General features: G+C 44.1%; 16 protein-coding genes and 1 tRNA gene. 7 read left to right on the forward strand and 10 right to left on the reverse strand.

What is annotated here, in order from left to right; genetic code table 11:
* Positions 1 to 498 (forward strand): reverse transcriptase domain-containing protein (locus tag BUB19_RS20695; RefSeq protein WP_245802918.1); only part of this gene is annotated, 498 nt, incomplete at its 5' end.
* A gap of 328 nt (positions 499 to 826) precedes the next feature.
* Here the strand turns inward: BUB19_RS20695 and BUB19_RS20700 are convergent.
* The 4 genes from BUB19_RS20700 to BUB19_RS20715 form a co-directional block, all read right to left on the reverse strand.
* Complete coding sequence (locus tag BUB19_RS20700; protein WP_073097399.1) at positions 827 to 1,459, reverse strand: MAE_28990/MAE_18760 family HEPN-like nuclease; 633 nt, start codon at positions 1,457 to 1,459, stop codon at positions 827 to 829.
* Positions 1,456 to 2,550 carry a GmrSD restriction endonuclease domain-containing protein gene (locus BUB19_RS20705; protein WP_073097400.1) on the reverse strand — a complete coding sequence of 365 codons (1,095 nt, stop codon included), beginning with the start codon at positions 2,548 to 2,550 and terminating at the stop codon, positions 1,456 to 1,458. Before BUB19_RS20705 ends, BUB19_RS20700 begins: the two co-directional genes overlap by 4 nt.
* A 305-nt stretch (positions 2,551 to 2,855) precedes the next feature.
* Positions 2,856 to 4,028 carry an IS91 family transposase gene (locus BUB19_RS20710; RefSeq protein WP_073097402.1) on the reverse strand — a complete coding sequence of 391 codons (1,173 nt, stop codon included), beginning with the start codon at positions 4,026 to 4,028 and terminating at the stop codon, positions 2,856 to 2,858.
* Positions 4,028 to 4,837 carry a tyrosine-type recombinase/integrase gene (locus BUB19_RS20715; RefSeq protein WP_073097404.1) on the reverse strand — a complete coding sequence of 270 codons (810 nt, stop codon included), beginning with the start codon at positions 4,835 to 4,837 and terminating at the stop codon, positions 4,028 to 4,030. The genes BUB19_RS20710 and BUB19_RS20715 overlap by 1 nt, the downstream gene beginning before the upstream one ends.
* Before the next feature lie 776 nt (positions 4,838 to 5,613).
* Between BUB19_RS20715 and BUB19_RS20720 the strand changes: the two genes are divergently transcribed.
* Positions 5,614 to 5,688 (forward strand) — tRNA-Val (locus tag BUB19_RS20720).
* Between the two features lie 14 nt (positions 5,689 to 5,702).
* Here the strand turns inward: BUB19_RS20720 and BUB19_RS20725 are convergent.
* Genes BUB19_RS20725 through BUB19_RS20740 form a run of 4 tightly spaced genes read right to left on the reverse strand, consistent with a single transcriptional unit; the run spans position 5,703 to position 8,461 of the window.
* Entirely contained in the window at positions 5,703 to 5,999 is a 297-nt protein-coding gene (locus BUB19_RS20725) for a chaperone modulator CbpM (RefSeq protein WP_073097406.1), read from the reverse strand.
* Entirely contained in the window at positions 5,992 to 6,921 is a 930-nt protein-coding gene (locus tag BUB19_RS20730) for a DnaJ C-terminal domain-containing protein (RefSeq protein ID WP_073097408.1), read from the reverse strand. The genes BUB19_RS20725 and BUB19_RS20730 overlap by 8 nt, the downstream gene beginning before the upstream one ends.
* Before the next feature lie 33 nt (positions 6,922 to 6,954).
* Positions 6,955 to 7,890, reverse strand: coding sequence for a M48 family metallopeptidase (locus BUB19_RS20735; protein WP_073097410.1), 936 nt, complete (start codon positions 7,888 to 7,890; stop codon positions 6,955 to 6,957).
* A gap of 7 nt (positions 7,891 to 7,897) precedes the next feature.
* Entirely contained in the window at positions 7,898 to 8,461 is a 564-nt protein-coding gene (locus BUB19_RS20740; RefSeq protein WP_073097412.1) for a LemA family protein, read from the reverse strand.
* 88 nt (positions 8,462 to 8,549) lie between these two features.
* Here BUB19_RS20740 and BUB19_RS20745 point away from each other — a divergent pair, with 88 nt between their 5' ends.
* The gene (locus BUB19_RS20745) at positions 8,550 to 8,948 is read left to right on the forward strand and encodes a hypothetical protein (RefSeq protein ID WP_073097414.1); all 399 of its coding nucleotides are present in this window, start codon (positions 8,550 to 8,552) and stop codon (positions 8,946 to 8,948) included.
* Positions 8,949 to 9,005: 57 nt separating this feature from the next.
* Here the strand turns inward: BUB19_RS20745 and BUB19_RS20750 are convergent, their stop codons facing one another.
* Entirely contained in the window at positions 9,006 to 11,162 is a 2,157-nt protein-coding gene (locus BUB19_RS20750) for a xanthine dehydrogenase family protein molybdopterin-binding subunit (protein WP_073097416.1), read from the reverse strand.
* A 2-nt stretch (positions 11,163 to 11,164) separates the two neighbouring features.
* Positions 11,165 to 11,626: a (2Fe-2S)-binding protein gene (locus BUB19_RS20755; protein WP_073097418.1), complete on the reverse strand. Its 462-nt coding sequence runs from the start codon at positions 11,624 to 11,626 to the stop codon at positions 11,165 to 11,167.
* Between the two features lie 412 nt (positions 11,627 to 12,038).
* Between BUB19_RS20755 and BUB19_RS20760 the strand changes: the two genes are divergently transcribed.
* The 4 genes from BUB19_RS20760 to BUB19_RS20775 are packed head-to-tail and all read left to right on the forward strand — an operon-like array spanning position 12,039 to position 17,326.
* The gene (locus BUB19_RS20760; RefSeq protein WP_073097420.1) at positions 12,039 to 12,866 is read left to right on the forward strand and encodes a DUF5675 family protein; all 828 of its coding nucleotides are present in this window, start codon (positions 12,039 to 12,041) and stop codon (positions 12,864 to 12,866) included.
* 31 nt (positions 12,867 to 12,897) lie between these two features.
* Positions 12,898 to 14,625 (forward strand): N-acetylmuramidase family protein, encoded by a 1,728-nt coding sequence (locus BUB19_RS20765; RefSeq protein ID WP_073097422.1) that lies wholly within the window; start codon positions 12,898 to 12,900, stop codon positions 14,623 to 14,625.
* The gene (locus BUB19_RS20770) at positions 14,613 to 15,230 is read left to right on the forward strand and encodes a DUF4230 domain-containing protein (protein ID WP_073097564.1); all 618 of its coding nucleotides are present in this window, start codon (positions 14,613 to 14,615) and stop codon (positions 15,228 to 15,230) included. The genes BUB19_RS20765 and BUB19_RS20770 overlap by 13 nt, the downstream gene beginning before the upstream one ends.
* The gene (locus BUB19_RS20775; protein WP_084097515.1) at positions 15,227 to 17,326 is read left to right on the forward strand and encodes a DUF4230 domain-containing protein; all 2,100 of its coding nucleotides are present in this window, start codon (positions 15,227 to 15,229) and stop codon (positions 17,324 to 17,326) included. The genes BUB19_RS20770 and BUB19_RS20775 overlap by 4 nt, the downstream gene beginning before the upstream one ends.
* Positions 17,327 to 17,335: the final 9 nt, after the last annotated feature.

Below are 17,335 nucleotides of genomic sequence, written 5' to 3' on the forward strand. Positions count from 1 at the left end.
ATCAGCCCCCTATTGAGCAATATCCTGCTGGATTTGCTGGACAAGGAACTGGACAGGCGAAACCTGAAATACGTCCGTTACGCTGATGATTTCAGTATCTACACCAAGTCAAAGAAGGAAGCCAGAAAAGTGGGCAACGAGATTTATCTCTTTTTAAGAGATAAGCTCAGATTGCCCATCAACAGGGAGAAAAGCGGTATCCGAAGACCTTCCAATTTTGAGTTGTTGGGACATGCATTTGTACCGACATATCAGAAGGGGGACAAAGGAAAATACCAGCTGGTGGTGAAGAAGAGCAGCTGGGAATCACTCAAGCGAAAGCTCAAACAGATTACCAAGAAAACCAGACCGTACAGTTTCGAGGAACGGCTTCACAAACTCAGAGAAGTCTGGATGGGATGGGTGAACAACTACCGGTTGGCAAGTATTCATGCCAAACTCAAACAGATTGACGAGTGGTTGAGAAACCGAGTTCGCTATTGTATCTGGCATGATTGAGGACAAAGCGGGAGCTTTGGGCCAGGAATGCGGGGAGAGCCTGAGCGGAAACGCAAAAACCTGATCAGATTGGGCGTGGACCAAGACCATGCGTATGCTTGGAGTCGTACCAGAAAAGGTGGATGGGCGGTAGCTCAGAGTCCGATTCTGATTACTACGATCACTTTATCCCGCCTAAGGAGGAAAGGGTATGAATCCATGCTTTCCTATTACCTCAAATCTCAACCCACAATCCAGTGAACCGCCGAGTACGAGACCCGTACGCTCGGTGGTGTGAGGGGTGCTCCGCAGGCTTATGGCCTGCGGCCATCCACTCGATTGTAAACAGCTACTTCTTATAAGCACCTTGGGTAGCATTGTTTTCAATCAGTGTCTTATAGTATTCCATAAGAGGAATAATATTATGATAGACAATGTTAAAATCATCGTATATAATGTCTCGATAAGTTCCATGTGCAATATCATTTCTGGGTTCAACCAATTTCTTGTCAATGAAATTTTCATTTGCAGCGAAATGTGATTCGTCTAATCCCAATGATAATAGAATATCTCTGAGTACATTAAACTTCAAATTGGATTTTGTCTCAATTACATCTTTATCATAAATCTTACAAGCCTTTTGACCACTATTCAATATTTCATCAATCAGATTAATGCATTCTTCAATTCCATTTCCTTTGTTTAACCTTTTTATATAAGAAAGCGCAACAAAGTTCATTTGTAGATTATCCAGTGGTATTTTCTTTGTTGAAATAAAGCTAATGAATATTGAAGAAGCCATTTTCACAAAGCCTTCCCAATGAGCATAGCTTAATGCAATGCCTCCTCTGACCAATGGGGCTATCCTTGTCGAATTACGATTGTTTTCAATAATAAATTTGAAATCAACAATTTCCTTCTTTCGCCATTGAATATCATTGTCGAGTTTATCTTGAAGCTCTATTAAAGTTCGAACCTTCATGAAAATATTTCTTGACCAATTGAAATAGTTTTAGGTAATCGACCAGCTGCACTATATCCTTTCCAACTTATGTTGTCATCTGAAATTTTTTGCCAACAATCAATTATTTTCTGTCTGATTTGATCACCATGTTCCTCCCAATGGTCAATCTTCTTTGCTACACCAAGTGCAACCATTTCAAAAGCCGAGACTATAAATCCTCCGTAAAAAATATCCTTCTCTAAATTATATCGTTTAAACGCATCATCACCAACTTTCTCCTTTATGAGTTTAAATGTTCTTTCAAACAGTTCTTTGGTTTCATCCCATGAATCAAAATTGGCATCAAAATACTTTACCGTCATGTCATCGAGGAAATTACCTAAATCTATAACTGAACTCATTTCAGAAGGTTCCGTATCTTTTAGAACCAAAAATCTTGAAACTAATTCCTTATCATATTGCTCATCAATATTTTTATCCGAAATATTAATAGTTTCCAGAAACGGTTTATATTCTGAAAGTTCTTTTAACTTTTCAAAATACTCTTCATTGCTCATTATGAGAAGGCAATTGCGAACCTCTTGAGGGGTTAAAGAACTTCCTCCCGTATTTAATCTTTGAAACAACTCATATTTACTACTTGCATCACTTTCCTTCTGAATTATCACAAAATTAAGGCGGCTTCTTTTGAAATACCTTTGTTGAGCTTCAGTGAAGGAATTATCATCTTCTGTATCCCACACCTTATTTTCAAGGGAAGGAAGTAAGTTTGTTTTAGTTAATTTTAAAGCAGGTACAAGATCATAATCATTGTTCCTAAGTGTTCCAATAAATTCAAATATTGTAGAAAGTCTTTGAAGACCGTCAACTACATCCCAAACACCATCAGTTCTCTGTGCAACAAAGATTGATGGAATGGGAATATTGAGAAGTATTGATTCAATCAATTTGGATTTTTGATTGTCACTCCAGCGATAAAATCTTTGGAACTCTGGATGGATATCAAGATCCCCATCGGAATACATGCTTAATATCTCACCTATTGACATACTAAGGTTTTCAGTATGTATTTCTTTTGATTTTGATTCTATTTCTTCTTGTAATGTCATTTTAGTAATTGTTTACAACGTAAAGAGTTTTAAACGCAATCTAGCAAAAAAAAAACTATTTATTTAAAGCTATCAAGATTGCGGTTAAAACTTAGTTGGACTAAGCCGGTGCTTTTCTATGGGCATTTATGTTTCTTCATTTGGATGATTTTTGGCGGTGAGACCGCAGAACCCTCAATCAAGTTTTCTAAAATCCCCGGCTTTCGGATTTTTCCAATGCTATAAGGGCAGTCCTTTCCCATTAACGCCGTTACGTTCTGATTTTTTGATCATGATTTCAAAGAACTTTTCTATCTATCGGCATATCAGGGCTCCTTGCCTTTCCCTTTTGCCAGGCCGTAAACCATCCTTCCACGATTGCAACAGGTACACCTGAAAGGATCCCGGCCAAGTATTTCTTCCAAAATCTCATAGGTGGACAATCCCTGGTAGAAGGAAATGAACCTCGTTATTCTCAGCAACCTGAAACATTCCTCCATTTTGGTTTTGCTGTTCGCCGATGACATGATCCCGTAATACCTTATCTTGTAAAATCCGTTGGGAAGTACATGTTGCATGAACCTGCGGATAAATTCTGCACATGGAAGGTCCATGATTTTGGTCTTGTTGTCCCTGTAATCCTTCCACCTGAATTTTACCGTAGTGGCGTTTACCGATACTATCCTGCTGTTACTGATGGCCACCCTGTGGGTGTACCTGCCCAGATAGCTGACCACCTGGTTGGCCCCTTTGAATGTTTTTTTGATATAAACATGCCAGAACTTTGAATAAGCTTCCTTTTTTAAAATTCCCATAGCAGCATACAGGCATTTCTGTTTTTCAGGTACCCTCAGCTGGTTTGCCTCCAGGGCAAAGAAAAGCTTTTCCATGAATATGCCCCTGAATATCTGTGAGAGGGCTTTCACGGGCACAAAGAACATTTTTTTGGCTGCCACCCACTCCATGTGGTCGAGATCAGGCCCTCCGGCAGGTACCAGCATATGGATATGGGGGTGGTAATTGAGTGCCTGTCCCCAAGTGTGCAATACAGACAGACAGCCGCTTTCCACTCCAAGGAAGGCAGGGTTTGAAGCTGCTTTCTTTACTGCAAGTGCCGAAGAGGCAAAGAGCATGCTATAACATTCCCGCTGGTTGAGGTAAAACAGAGGCTTGAGGAATTCAGGAACCGTGAATACTACATGAAAATACCTTACCGGGAGCAGCCTGCACTTCAGCTTTTCTACCCATAACAGCTGTTTTACATACTGGCACTTGGGGCAATGACGGTTCCGGCAGCTATTATAACTCGTACGGGTATCACCACAGGTATCACAGGTAAGGGTGTGGCTGCCCATTTTTGAGGTCCTGCAGTGCAGGATATCATTATATGCTCTCATCTGGTCCGTGCAAAGCCTTCCCCTTATCAGGAAGTTTTCCTTTTGGGATCTCAGAATGTCGGAGAGTTCTGTGTCGCCATTCCTTTGGTTGACCGTTTCCATCACAGTTCATCCAGGGGACTTTTAATCTGAGAGGGGTCTAAGTTGCTTACATGCAGGTAAACCGAGGTCGTTCTAAGCGATCTGTGGCCCAAGAGTTCCTGAATCACCCTGATATTGGTCCCCTGCTCAAGAAGATGGGTGGCAAAGGAATGCCGAAGGGTATGGAAAGAGGCCTGTTTCTTTATCCCGCATTCACGAAGGGATTTTTTGAGTACACTCTGAGCACTTCCGGGGCTATAGACAGTGCCTGCTGTCTGGCCTTCAAAAAGATAGGTCTTGGGCCGGTAGTACCTGTAATACTCCCGGAGCTTTTCCAACAGCCCTTTGGGAAGCAGGGTGTACCGGTCTTTGTTTCCTTTACCCCCACGGACCTTTAACTGCATCCTGTCGCTGTCGATATCTCCCAACTTCAGGCTGATCACCTCGCTCAGCCTTAACCCGGAGGCATAGGTGAGTGCAATCAGGCAATAATGTTTTCGGTTTCTGATCCGGTTGAGGATAAGCGATATCTCTTCTTTTGAAAAAACAACCGGAAGCTGCTTGGGGCGTTTTGGCCGTTTGATCTTTACCGGGTCCCAATCCCTGCCGAGAACATCTTTGAAAAGAATTTTGAAGGCACTGATGGTCTGGTTGATACCCGAGGCCGAAAGATTTTTTGTCTCAACCTTATGGAAAAGATAGGCTTTTAACTCGGCAATGCTGATGTGTTCGGGACTTTTCCCAAAATGACTGGATACTGTGGATACCAGGGCAATATAGCTCTTGATACTTCTGGGAGAGTAGTTTCTGATCTGCATCTCCTCATACATCTGTTGACGTAGGCTTTTTTTTCCATGATAAGTAAAGTTTAAAGATGTTACATGAATAAAAATAAGCTATATCACTGATATTAAGCGTATTAAAAAAATAAAATGTGATAAAACTACCGACGCAGGAGGTTTTGTTCAACTCGTATATCTGTTTACCAAAATTATATAAATCCAGCAAGAGGGTGCTGGATCTGTATACCCTTTTTGAATTTAATAGAAATCACCAACTTTACCCAGGCCTCCCTGATTATTTGTGCGTTCAAATTAATCATTTCGGATTAGGAGGCAAGCAAAATTTCGACATTTTATTTCGATTTTGAGGTGAATCGTCGCAGCTTCATGGAAGCTTTTTACTCCTTTTTTTATACAACGCTTCACCTAAAAGGTACACCGCAGAATAAAACAAATGAGCGGTTGAAACTTTGAAGCGAATTGTTGAATCTCCGGATTGAAGCAGTGAGTTTCTGAAACGAGGCATTGATGTTCAAAACCGCAGGTAGGGGCTTATTAAGTTGGTCAGGTAAAACAATTTCTTACGAAATTTTAGAAAGTACACTAATTGTGGTTGGGGCTTAAACTTATGTGCATAGGGTTAAAAACAAACCAGATACGATGCATCAGTAAATGGCTTCCCAGTCAAATTAAAACCGGATAACGCCCAAGGAAATATGCCAAAAAAGCTGGAAAACCTGGCAGAGGATCTAACGGGATTAACATTAATAAAATGGTTTTGTTGCGCAATTAAATGAATTCCCTTAATATTGCACACAGAACCCAGGTCGTTAGCTCAGTTGGTTCAGAGCGCTGCCTTGACAGGGCAGAGGTCACCAGTTCGAGCCTGGTACGACCTACTTTTTTTCTACCCTTATTGGTGGCGGTTTAATTTTCGATTCAGCATATCTACCTCCTCCTTCAACGCTTTAATTTTCTCCTGCAAGTGTACAATGGCCTGAAGGCCTTCCAAATTGATCTCCATATCATAATGTAATCGGGAAAGCCGCTCCAATTCGGCGACCTGATCCGGCAGGATATAACTTTTTTCTTCTACTATGATTACCTCGCACAGGCCGTAATCCGATAGCTCCCGGACAAATGAGATTTCTACTCCACAGGTTTCACAAAACAAGTCTACGGGAATGTAAGATTTATCTGAGTTATTCATGGGTTTTCAGGTTTGCCAATTGCGTAAACAGCTTTTTTTCCTCTTCACTGAGGTGTCTGGGGATGTTGATCTGATAAGTTAAATATAAATCTCCGAAAATATCGTCTTTTTTATACAAAGGAAATCCTTTGCCCTTCAATTTTACCTTAGATCCATTTTGGGTTCCGGCTGGTACCTTAAGCTTTACTTTTCCTGTCAGCGTGTCCACCAGGATTTCACCACCAAGCACGGCGGTGTATAAACCAATTTTCTCCGTTTTATACAGATCATTACCCTCTCGCTTATAGATTGGATCGGGCAAAATCCGGAAGGTAATGTACAGATCGCCACCTGGGCCACCATTTACCCCCTCACCACCGTGGCCTTTTATCCTGATCGTCTGACCATCTTCTACTCCGGCGTGAATCGTTAACCGGATTTTTTTCCCGTTGATATCGAGGGTTCTTTTATGCGTGGTAAATACTTCCCGCAGGGGCAATTCCAAATGGGCGTTGAGGTCCTGCCCTTTAAACCGGATTCGTGAACCTGACCGGGTGCTACCGCCCCCAAAGCCGGCTCCGCCAGCTCCGAAAAGGGATTCAAAGAAATCAGAAAATCCGCCCTGACCAAACGCCTGCTCGAAGTCTTCGGAACTGTATTGCTGGGACCTGCCTCTCTCACGGCTGCGACCCGCTCCCCCCTGCTGATAAGCATCGGCATGTTTCCACTCCTTACCAAACTGGTCGTATTTTTTTCGTTTCTCAGGATCGCTCAGGACCTCATTGGCTTCATTGATGGCCTGAAACTTCCTTTGGGCTTCCTTATCATCCGGGTTAAGGTCGGGATGGTATTTTCTGGCCAATTTTCTGTAGGCCTTCTTAATTTCTTCCTGGCTGGCATTTCTGGGTATTTCCAACAGGCTGTAATAGTCTATAAAATCCATTTTACTTTACCTTTGAGCTGAAAATATTTTGAATCAAAACTGTTCTAAAATAGCAATTCTCTTTTCTATGGGAGGATGCGTTGCAAACAAACCAGTAATGGCAGACATCAAACCAGAGGATTTATCTGGTCGGTTCTCAATGAACAACTCCGCTACATCATCACTTTTCACGGTTTCCACCCTATAGTTACCGGAGATTTTACGTAATGCTGCTGCGAGCGCCCAGGGTTTTTTGGTCATTTCGGCCGCTCCACTATCGGCCATGTATTCCCGTTTGCGCGAAATGGCAAATCGGAAAAGCATACTCAACAGGAAGGCTACAAAGGCAATGACCATAGCGATCAGAAGGGCCCGGTTGTCATTTTTACCTCTCCGCCTGCCGGCTCCGAATAGCATACTTCTGAAAAGGATCTGAGCAATAAAAGAAAAAATCCCCACAAAGATAATGGAGATTATCAGCAGCCTCACGTCCTTATTGCGAATGTGCATCAGTTCATGGGCAATAACGCCTTCCAGTTCCTCATCATTGAGGGTATCGATGATTCCCCTGGTTAATGTGACAGTATAGGTCTTTTCATTGATGCCACTTGCGAAAGCATTCAGTGCCTGGTCTTCTATGATATTTACTTTTGGCATGCGCATGCCTTTGCTGATACAAAGATTTTCTACCAGATTGTACACGCGCAAGTTATCCTTTCTCTCCAATGGCCTCGCCCCTGCTGCACTGCTGATCATTTTCGAATGAAAGAAATACGCAATGACAAACCAGATACCCACAGCAATCAGTACTCCCGGAATGGTCTGCACAAAGGTGTCATTGACCGAGACATTGCCTGAATCCGCTGGAAGGGTGAAATACAGAAATGCGTAAACCGCACCCAGGAGCAAGAGCGGAAAGCCAAGCAACAGCAATACAGACCGTGTGTTATTCCTTTGTATCTGGGTCTGAATCCCGATATAGCCAGCCATCTATCGCCTAAAATTTTATGTCAGGTGCTTTATCCAGCCGCTCTCTTTCAGTATTGCCTACATCAAACATTGGTTCCGTATGAAAACCGAACATGCCTGCAATGAGATTGGAAGGAAAGCTTTGAACGGCTACATTGTACTCCTTGGTGGCTGAGTTGAAATACCTCCGGGCGGCGGCCAGTTTGTTCTCAACATCAGATATTTCGTTCTGCAGGTGTAAAAAATTGGTATTTGCTTTCAGATCGGGATAGGCTTCAACCTGAATTTGCAATCCCTGCAAGGCTGCTCCCAGTTCCTGCTCGGCAGCAATTTTCCCATCGATAGTATCTGCTTTCATTGCGCGGGACCTGGCTTCGGTAACCCGTGTCAGCACACCTGCTTCATGTTCCATATAGCCTTTCACACTACTTACCAGTTGAGGAATCAGGTCATGGCGTTGTTTGAGTTGAACGTCAATATCGGCAAAAGCATTTTCACGGTTATTCTTATAGGCTACCAGTTTGTTGTACAAAGAGACAACAAAGATACCGATGATTACGGCTACGATCAGGATAATTAAGGTGGTACTCATAGTTTGGGATTTTGACCATTAAAGTGGGAATATACAAAAATTAGGAATTATTCATATCTTTAAAGGGTACAACTTCAACTTTAAGTTTATGAAAAAATTTATCGGCCCGGCCATCGTGTTTCTGGTCATCCTCCTTGCGGCTGTTTTCTGGTGGCGGTATTATTTCGTTTTTGCAGAGGGAGTAAAAGCCGGCAACCTCAATTATTTTGAAAAAAAGGGGTTTATTTTTAAGACCTGGGAGGGCCGGTTGGTTCAGGATGGTTTTCAGAGTCCAAACCCGGGAGCCTTGCAGAGCAATGAATTCAGATTCAGCGCCGCAGAAAGTGATTCCGTATCTGCTGTCCTGGAACGGTCGGGCGGGAAATTTGTAGAGCTCAGGTATAAGGAATACCTGAATCCAATCCCGTGGAGGGGAGCCAGCGAATATGTGGTCACTGAAGTGCTGGAAGTAGACAATGCCCGGGGTACTGAACTTCCGGTACGCTAACAATTAAAAAAGGCGAAACACCAATTTGTTTCGCCTTTAATATGCCTAAGCACGTTTTTAAGCCGGATCGCCCAGCCTCACATTTTTCATTTCCTCCTGCTCCATAAAGGGCTGGTTTCTTACTCTCTTGCCAGAAGCCTTGTAAATGGCATTGGCAATTGCCCCACCTGTAGGCGGCAAGGCCGGCTCGCCCAGACCAGTAGGATCGATTCCATTCTTGATGAAGTGGGTTTCTATTTCGGGAATTTCCTTCATTTTGATCAGGCGGTACGAATCGAAGTTTTTCTGATCCGATATACCATCTGTAAAGGTCATATTGGTAAACATGGCATGTCCCATGCCATCTACCATGCCTCCCCTAACCTGCTGGTCCGCACCCGTAGGATTGACCACAATACCGCAATCTGTCACGGCGTAAATCTTGTCCAGAACGGGTACACCATCTACCATCCTCGCTTCAGCCACCTGCCCTACATAGGACCTGTGGGAAAAATAGACGCTGAAGCCCTGTGAAACACCCTGCTTTTTGCCCCATCCTGACTTTTCTGCGACTGTCTCTACCACCTTACGCATTCTGTCTATATCATAGTGGATCTCTCCGACCGGATTGGATTTGGCCCTGTCCAGCAGTTCCAATCTGAAGGCAACGGGATCTTTGCCGGCGGCATCTGCTACTTCATCCAGAAAGGATTGTTCAGCAAAAGCAAGAAAATTGGTGATCGGTGCCCGCCAGGCATTGGTGGTAATCGGTGATTTGTATTCCAGGGATTCAATCAGGAGGTTGTCTACGGAGCCTGAAGGAAAATTATTTTCCCGGGTACAGTTGCCTGCATTGATCCCTACACCTCTGAGTTTGTAGCCTATCAGTTTGTTGTCTTTGTCCAGAGCTGCTTCAAAGCGGTATTTTACAGCGGGACGATAGGCTCCTCCGGTGATATCATCTTCCCTTGACCAGGTTAGCTTGACAGGAGCCTGGAGCATTTTAGACAATTCCACCGCCTCTTCGACAAAATCCGCACGTAACCGCCGGCCAAACCCTCCTCCAAGCCGGGTCATCTCTACGGTCACTTTATCGGGAGATATACCACAGATCTCTGCAGCGGCATTTCGGGCGCGGTCGGGTGTTTGAGTAGGACCTACCAATTCGACTCCATCTGCCTTCACATGGGCAAAGAAGTTCATCGGCTCCATTGGACTGTGCGACAAAAACGGACATTGATATTCACTTTTTATCACCCTGGCGGCACTTCTGAATGCTGCATTTACATCTCCATCCTGTCTCTTGACGTCTCCCTTTCCGGTATTGAGCATTTCATCAAATACCTGATTGTGGAAGGCAGTCGACTCCAGTTTGCCATCGATGGGTTCGTATTGTATGTTTAACGTTTTCCTGGCTTTCATAAGCGGCCAGGTAGATTCCCCTACCAGGGCCACATTGTTTTTGAAGGTAACCACATCCTTTACTCCCTTGATTTTTTTGGCGGCTTCGGCATCTACGGATTTTAGTTTCATGCCAAACGGAGGTCGCTGGATCATGGCATGCACCATGCCCTCTCGGTAAAAATCAAGCCCATACAATGGCTTTCCGGTAAACATGGCCCTGTTGTCCACATTCTTTATCGGTGTACCAATGATTTTAAAATCATTGGGATTTTTGAGCTGAACATTTTCCGGCACAGGTATAAGAGCGGCTTCATTGGCCAATTCTCCATAACTCAGCTTTTTGGAGCCGTGAATGACCTGCCCTTTTTCTGTTTTCAACTCTGTAAGGGGCACAGCAAGTCTTTTGGCGGCAGCTTCCATCAACATCTGTCTGGCAGTGGCACCTGCAGTCCTCAACCTTTCCCAGGAATGCGGCATGGCCCCCGACCCTCCGGTTACCTGTCGATCGTATTTTTCCGTGTCGAGAAAAGCCTGCTGTACCCGCACTTTAGACCAATCGACATCCAGCTCTTCTGCCACGATCATTGGAAATGAGGTTTTGATATTCTGACCCAATTCGGGGTTTGGAGAATAAATCACCACGTGATCTGTAGGTGAAATGGACAGGTAACTGTTAAAATTCAGTGCGCTGTTTAAAACCTCTTCGTCGCTGATCACCTTCATTTTCGGAGAATCACAGCCCATCCAGTTAAAGCCGATCAAAAGCCCACCACCGGCTGTGGCAGCGATTTTCAGAAAATCTCTTCTGTTTGTTTTCAATCCTTTTTCCATGGTTATTTGCTTTTTGCTGATGCCAGTTTTACTGCTTCCTTAATTCTGTGATAGGTACCACACCTGCAAATGTTGGCATTCATTCCCTCTACAATCTCTTCATCACTGGGTGATGGATTCTTTTTCAGCAAAGCCGCAGCAGTCATGATCTGCCCCGCCTGGCAATAGCCACACTGAGCAACATCTACTTCTTCCCATGCCTGCTGCACCGGATGGTCGCCATTTTCAGACAAACCTTCTATCGTGGTCACCTTATCGCTTTTTACCGCAGAAACAGGCAATACACAAGACCGTACTGCTTCCCCATTGAGGTGAACCGTACAGGCTCCACATTGGGCTATGCCGCAGGAATACTTGGTACCCACCAGTCCAAGGTTGTCCCGGAGTACCCACAATAAAGGTGTGTCCTCCTCGACATCCACCTCGTAGCTCTTTCCGTTAATTTGAAGTTTGTAATTAGCCATTTTCGTATCTCTATTATTTTTTGAATGTTTGCATGTATCAGATTGAACCTTACCGGATGCTGTATCCCGGACATTGTACTTTTTATCTCAAGGTATATTTTCCAAAATGGTTAATGGATAGACACTTATCCAGCCCTGCCTGTTTTGAATTCGGAATGAAAATTAACAAAAATCAGAGAAAATTTCATGGACTATAAGGAAATAATCCAACATTTTGAGGACGAAAAGCGCTATCTATAATTGATCTAATTAATAAAACTCAGGAAAGCCCCTTCTCTCTTGCATACGCGGTCCGGCATTTGCGTAAAAAAGCCAAATAATTTTTTTGATGTTCTGTTTTTAATAATTAAATTTTGATACCAATAAAACCAACATTATTTTTCTTTTGCACCATCCTACTAAAATTGCCCCGATGAAACGGTTTACAGGTCTTGTGTTGATCGCCTTGGTGTTACTTGCCATTGCCTTCTTTATTTACAACCCGGAGATTTTGGGTGAAATATGGATGTGGTTGGTGGGGCTGATCGGCTACCTGATTTATTTTTTTAATAAGGCAGCGGATACCTTAAAAAACGCATTCAAAACTCCTGAGCCCGACACAGCTCAAAGCAAAGACGAACAAAAATCTTCCGGCACGGATACATTACTGACAAAATTGAGTAAAAATGAACCCGATATCGAAGGCCTGGAAAACTTATTGGCCAAAAGCCAACCGCAAATGGACAGCTTGTCTCAGGAAAACCTGACATTATTGCGCTATATGGATGATGGTTATACCACACTGGGTCTGTTATTTATTGAGGGGCAGTTTTTTGCCTATACCCTGGAAGACACCCACAGGGATGAAAAGGTCTCAGGAAATACGCGCATACCTGCAGGCCGGTATCCCCTGTCATACAACCGCAATCTGACAGATCTGACCAGAAGGTACCGCAATCGCTTTCCCTGGTTTGAATACCATATAGAAATAATGGATATCCCCAATTATGATCTGGTGTACATACACATTGGCAACACCCATCAGGATACCAGGGGATGCATTTTACTGGCAGATGGCGTGAACGCCGCAAGCCCCGAGAAAATGGTCAGCTATTCCCGAAAAGCATACGAGCGATTTTACCGGTCCATTTATCCCAGGGTGAAGGCCAACATTCCGCTTGCTATTCGGATTTTTGACGAAAACTGGATAAAAATGGCAAAAATCAAAGCCAATGAAGCGCATGCACTACCACAAAACTGAATAAACATCAAGAAAGACGCCTATAAAAATCATGGAAACGGATAAAGAAAACAAAGAAAACGCGCAGGAAAAGGATACCGGCTTTTCCGAAAAAAGGTACCTCTACATACATATCGGAGCTATCCTGCTCATCATGCTGGCGATACTCATTTTTATCGTCCCCGGGATGGAAGCGACCAACCAATTTTTGGGATCCGGGCTGGTGGTTGTCACTGGCTTGATTTTTATTTATGTCTTATTGACCAGGTATTTTGGTCCCAAAAGCAAGGACAGAAACCCGAATCACAATCCTTACCATACCTTCTTTTTCAAAGGTACGGTCATTCTGTCCTCTGTCCTGGTGACCTTCGGGATTCTGGGAGCGTTTTTTGTGTACGTAGAATATGACAACCTTTTTCAGGCAGTGGGGCTGGCCACCTCCGTAGTATGGATTGCATTGTTTCTGATTTATTTCATGTGGTCGGTCTACCACTACAATATCAATTACGGATTGACGGATCAGGATTGGCAACGCATATACGATGCCAGAGACAGGTACAGTAAGGGTTTGCCCGTTAAAGCATCGGAAATGACCATGCCGGACCACAATCCCTATCGCAGCCAGACATTCGGCCTTCCTCCCGGCACAGTACGGGGTATGATCGCATTCACTTTGCTGATGGGCGGAATGGCCCTATTGATCGCAAGTTTTGGAACCCAATATACAGGGGTTGATGCCGCCTTGCTGAGCCAGCAATTTGAATTTTTTGAAACTGCTTTCCTAATGATGATTGCTTTCTATTTTGGTGACAAGTCACTCAAGTACCTGCAAAACAGGTGGGTAAGCAGGGGTAAACCTCAGGAGACCACGGAAACTCAAAATCAGCCCGGCACAGTTTCAACTGCACCCGCTCCTCAGGCACAGCCCCATCCATTGAGCAGCCTGGACATGGACAACAGTTTTTTTGAAATGGAAGATACCAGCTTCAAACTCAGGGAAGAGGAGCAGCCGAAAAGTGACTTGAGTGCGCAGCGTAAGGTTTTGTCCACATCCTTTGATAGTCCTACAGAGGATTTGATGTATCGGGAGGAATATGTGCAAATCAAAGACAATGTCAACAGCAAGGTTTTGAGTGATATGGACATCCGTATGGCCTTAGATGAAATGGAGCAGCGTGACCATATCAAAATCAGTCTTCCTGTCATCAAAGCCGTGGTCACGGTAGAGTCAGCCGGCCGGGGGCACCTTCAGGATGGCCGGGCCAAAATTTTATTTGAAGGGCATAAGTTCTGGTACTGGCTGGAAAAATTTGGGAAAGACCCCAGGTCACTGAGCAAGGGCAGGGAACATATTATCTATGAAAAATGGACGAGGAAGCACTACCGGGTCGGAGCCGCTGAGTACGAACGCCTTGAAGAGGCCAGAAGCATTGATCCGAAAGCCGCGGTATACGCTACCTCCTGGGGGCTTTTTCAGATTCTGGGTGAAAATCTGGAGCACAACATAAAAGGCCGCAAATACAAAAACGTAGAAGAATTTGAGAGCCGGCAGCACGAGTCGGAATATTTTCACTTCCTGGATTTTCTGGAGTTTATCAAGACAAAAAAAGTACGGAGCAAAGCCTTGATAGCATATATCGCGGAAGATATGCAGGACAAGTATGATTGGGAAAGTTTTGCCTATGGATATAATGGTAGCGGATATAAGGTCAATCAATACCATATCAAGATGCAGCAGCACTACGAAAAATTCAAAAAGGAAGGGACATGGCTAACATAAAACGCAAAGGCATGGCCATTGGCCTGTTATTGATACTGGGATTTTCTGCCTGCGAGAAGGATGAAAGAGGAATGGTCATTGGCAAAATCCAACAGGCAAGTGATTTGGTGGTCTCCGAATTTGTGGTTGACAAGGTAGTTTTCGGTAAGAAAACGAGAAACCTCCTCTTTATTCCTGTCAATGAAGCTTCTTTTTTAGCCTACTCAAGGGCAAAAATAAAAACAGGTATTGATCTGGAGAAAATCACCGAACAGGATATAGAAATCGATGAAAGGAAAATTACCCTGAGATTACCGCCCATTGAAGTCATTAATTTTTCCTATCCGCCAGAAGACTTCGTAGAAGACAGCCTGATATCAAACCCGGACCGTTTTCTCAATGAGATCAATCTGGAGGATCAGGAGACCTTCTTCAGGATGGCCGAGATGGACATCCGGGACAATCTGCCCCATATGGGACTGCTCAGCACGAGTCAGGATCATGCACGGAAACTCATCCACATGGTACTCAAAAGTTTTGATTTTGAAGAAATATACATTCATTTCAAAAGTGATTCGCTGCTGATCCGACAGGTCAACAGCCCCGAAAACCTGATGAATCCATGATACGGCAGATATTGAGTAGCGGTCGATTGATTTTTGAGGTCCTTTTGCTAGGAGCCCTGGTGGTGTTGGTTATATGGTGGAATCCACTCTATATATTTGGTGGCAAGCCAGAACTGCAACCAACAGCCAACATCGTTTCTAATATTCGTGAAGTTGGAGAGATGATTACCGCTGAATATTACGGAGAGGTCCTGGCCTCGATTGATGAAGCTCAGATAAACCTTCTTGAAGAAGAGGAAATCATTACTCAGGGAGAGCTGATATATCAGGAAATACTGACTGCGCTTAAAAACCTTAAACACTTCGACAGCCTTTCCGCAGAAACGCGAATAAGTATAGCAGATGCGAATAACGAGCTGAAAAGACGGGAGCGCAAAAAGCTGCTGATTGACCCTGTGAGCGAAAAAAATATTCTCGAAAAACTGTATTTTCTTGAAGAATGGGCCACTACCAGTCAAATGCCTTTGTACAATGAAGTGCTCTTATTTCTTGGTACGGAAGCGCAACGCGTATCTGCCGGTGCTGGTCTCACGGACAAATTAACCAGCCGTATACTTTTCCATTGGTACACCGACACCGTCGAGGACTGGTGGCAATCTGAAGCCTTTGCCAACAGCTATTTTGAGAGCAGGTTGTCTTCTCTCTCAAGGAGAGAATCCAGAAAAAAACTGGCCATGATAGGCCGCGGCACGGTAAAGGCCGGGTTTAATTTCCAGGATCTGGATCAAAGTATGTTTCATTTTAATGAAGAAGTAGGTGAATTGCATTTTTTTGGGCTTGCCCCTGAAATTCTCAATTCAGACATCAATCCCTGGTTTATACCCGAAAAGGGTATTCCCGGATTTGACATCCTCACCTACAATGGTAAAGTTGATTTCAAAGATAGCCGCAGGGTCAAAATATACGCGGTACAAAAACTGAAGGCCAACGCCCGGAAGGCAGGCATCATCGATCAGGCCGAATCCAACGGGGCTGAAACATTGAGCCGCTTATTTACCATGCTGACCGGAAAAGAGGTTAAAAAAGTGATTTTCCATCACGATAAAATCATACAGCTTACCCGTGAGATAAAAGCAGACCGTTTTATCAATTACGAAGAAGCGGCGCAATTTGAAAACGCCGTTTCCCGGGAGCTAAACACCATTGATTCGCTGAGAAGCGCCTCTCAGGACCGGTACAACAACCGGAATCTGGCTCAAAACAAATGGAATACGCTGGTGCAGATGATTGCGGAACTCCGGCAACTGGAATTTGAAACCCAGGACTTGCCCTACCATCAGTTTGCTACGTTTTGGTACGAAATCGCCAGAGATTCCCTGATTGATGAGAACGAATGGAGAGAAATGAAGGCTTATGCCAGAATAGAGACTTCGGATAGTTTGACCGTCAGTCTCTGGACCAAAGGCGATGTATTATGGTCACGTGCCCTCTTCAGTGAAGGTCTGCATCAGCTAAGCAAAAAAAACCTGCCATTAGGTGCTTTTGAGGTAGACTCCACCTCGCTGGAGATATGGAAAACAATGGAAAAAACCAGCAAAAAAATCAGAAATGTCGTTTTTAAGCAGGATAGCGTGGTTTTTGAATATTTTAAACCCAGGCCTGCTGTCAGAGATAGTTTATTGCACCTGATCCAGCCATTGAGGTATGACCCGGAGTTGTTTGCTCAATGGAGGTCTCAAAAGAATTCTATTGAGACCATCAGCAAAACTGACACCATCACGGAGCTTAGCGCTGATCCGGAGAGCTTTTGGCTTTTCAAGCCGGGTGAAAATAACAGGTTGATCAAATTCAACATCCCATTGGATCAGGTAAGCCGTCCGGATTTACTGGCTGCAGATGATAGCCCGGACTGGCAGCGCATATCCATCGACAGCCTGATCATTATCAGGTCTGCTGCGAATTTTGCTGCCATACAGCATGGGCCCCACACCGAATCTGCTCTTGATCCCGACCAGCAGGAAACGCTCGTGCATTATCTGGACAGCTTGTATACCAGCCACAGCCGTTTTCAAAACAGGGACTTGATTACGAAAACCAAGGCCTGGTTTGGAGAAAGATGGGAAAGCAAATCCAGCATTTCAGAGGTGTTTCAATAGCCGCTCTGC

The organism is Cyclobacterium lianum (assembly GCF_900143075.1).
GTDB classification, from domain to species: Bacteria; Bacteroidota; Bacteroidia; order Cytophagales; family Cyclobacteriaceae; genus Cyclobacterium; species Cyclobacterium lianum.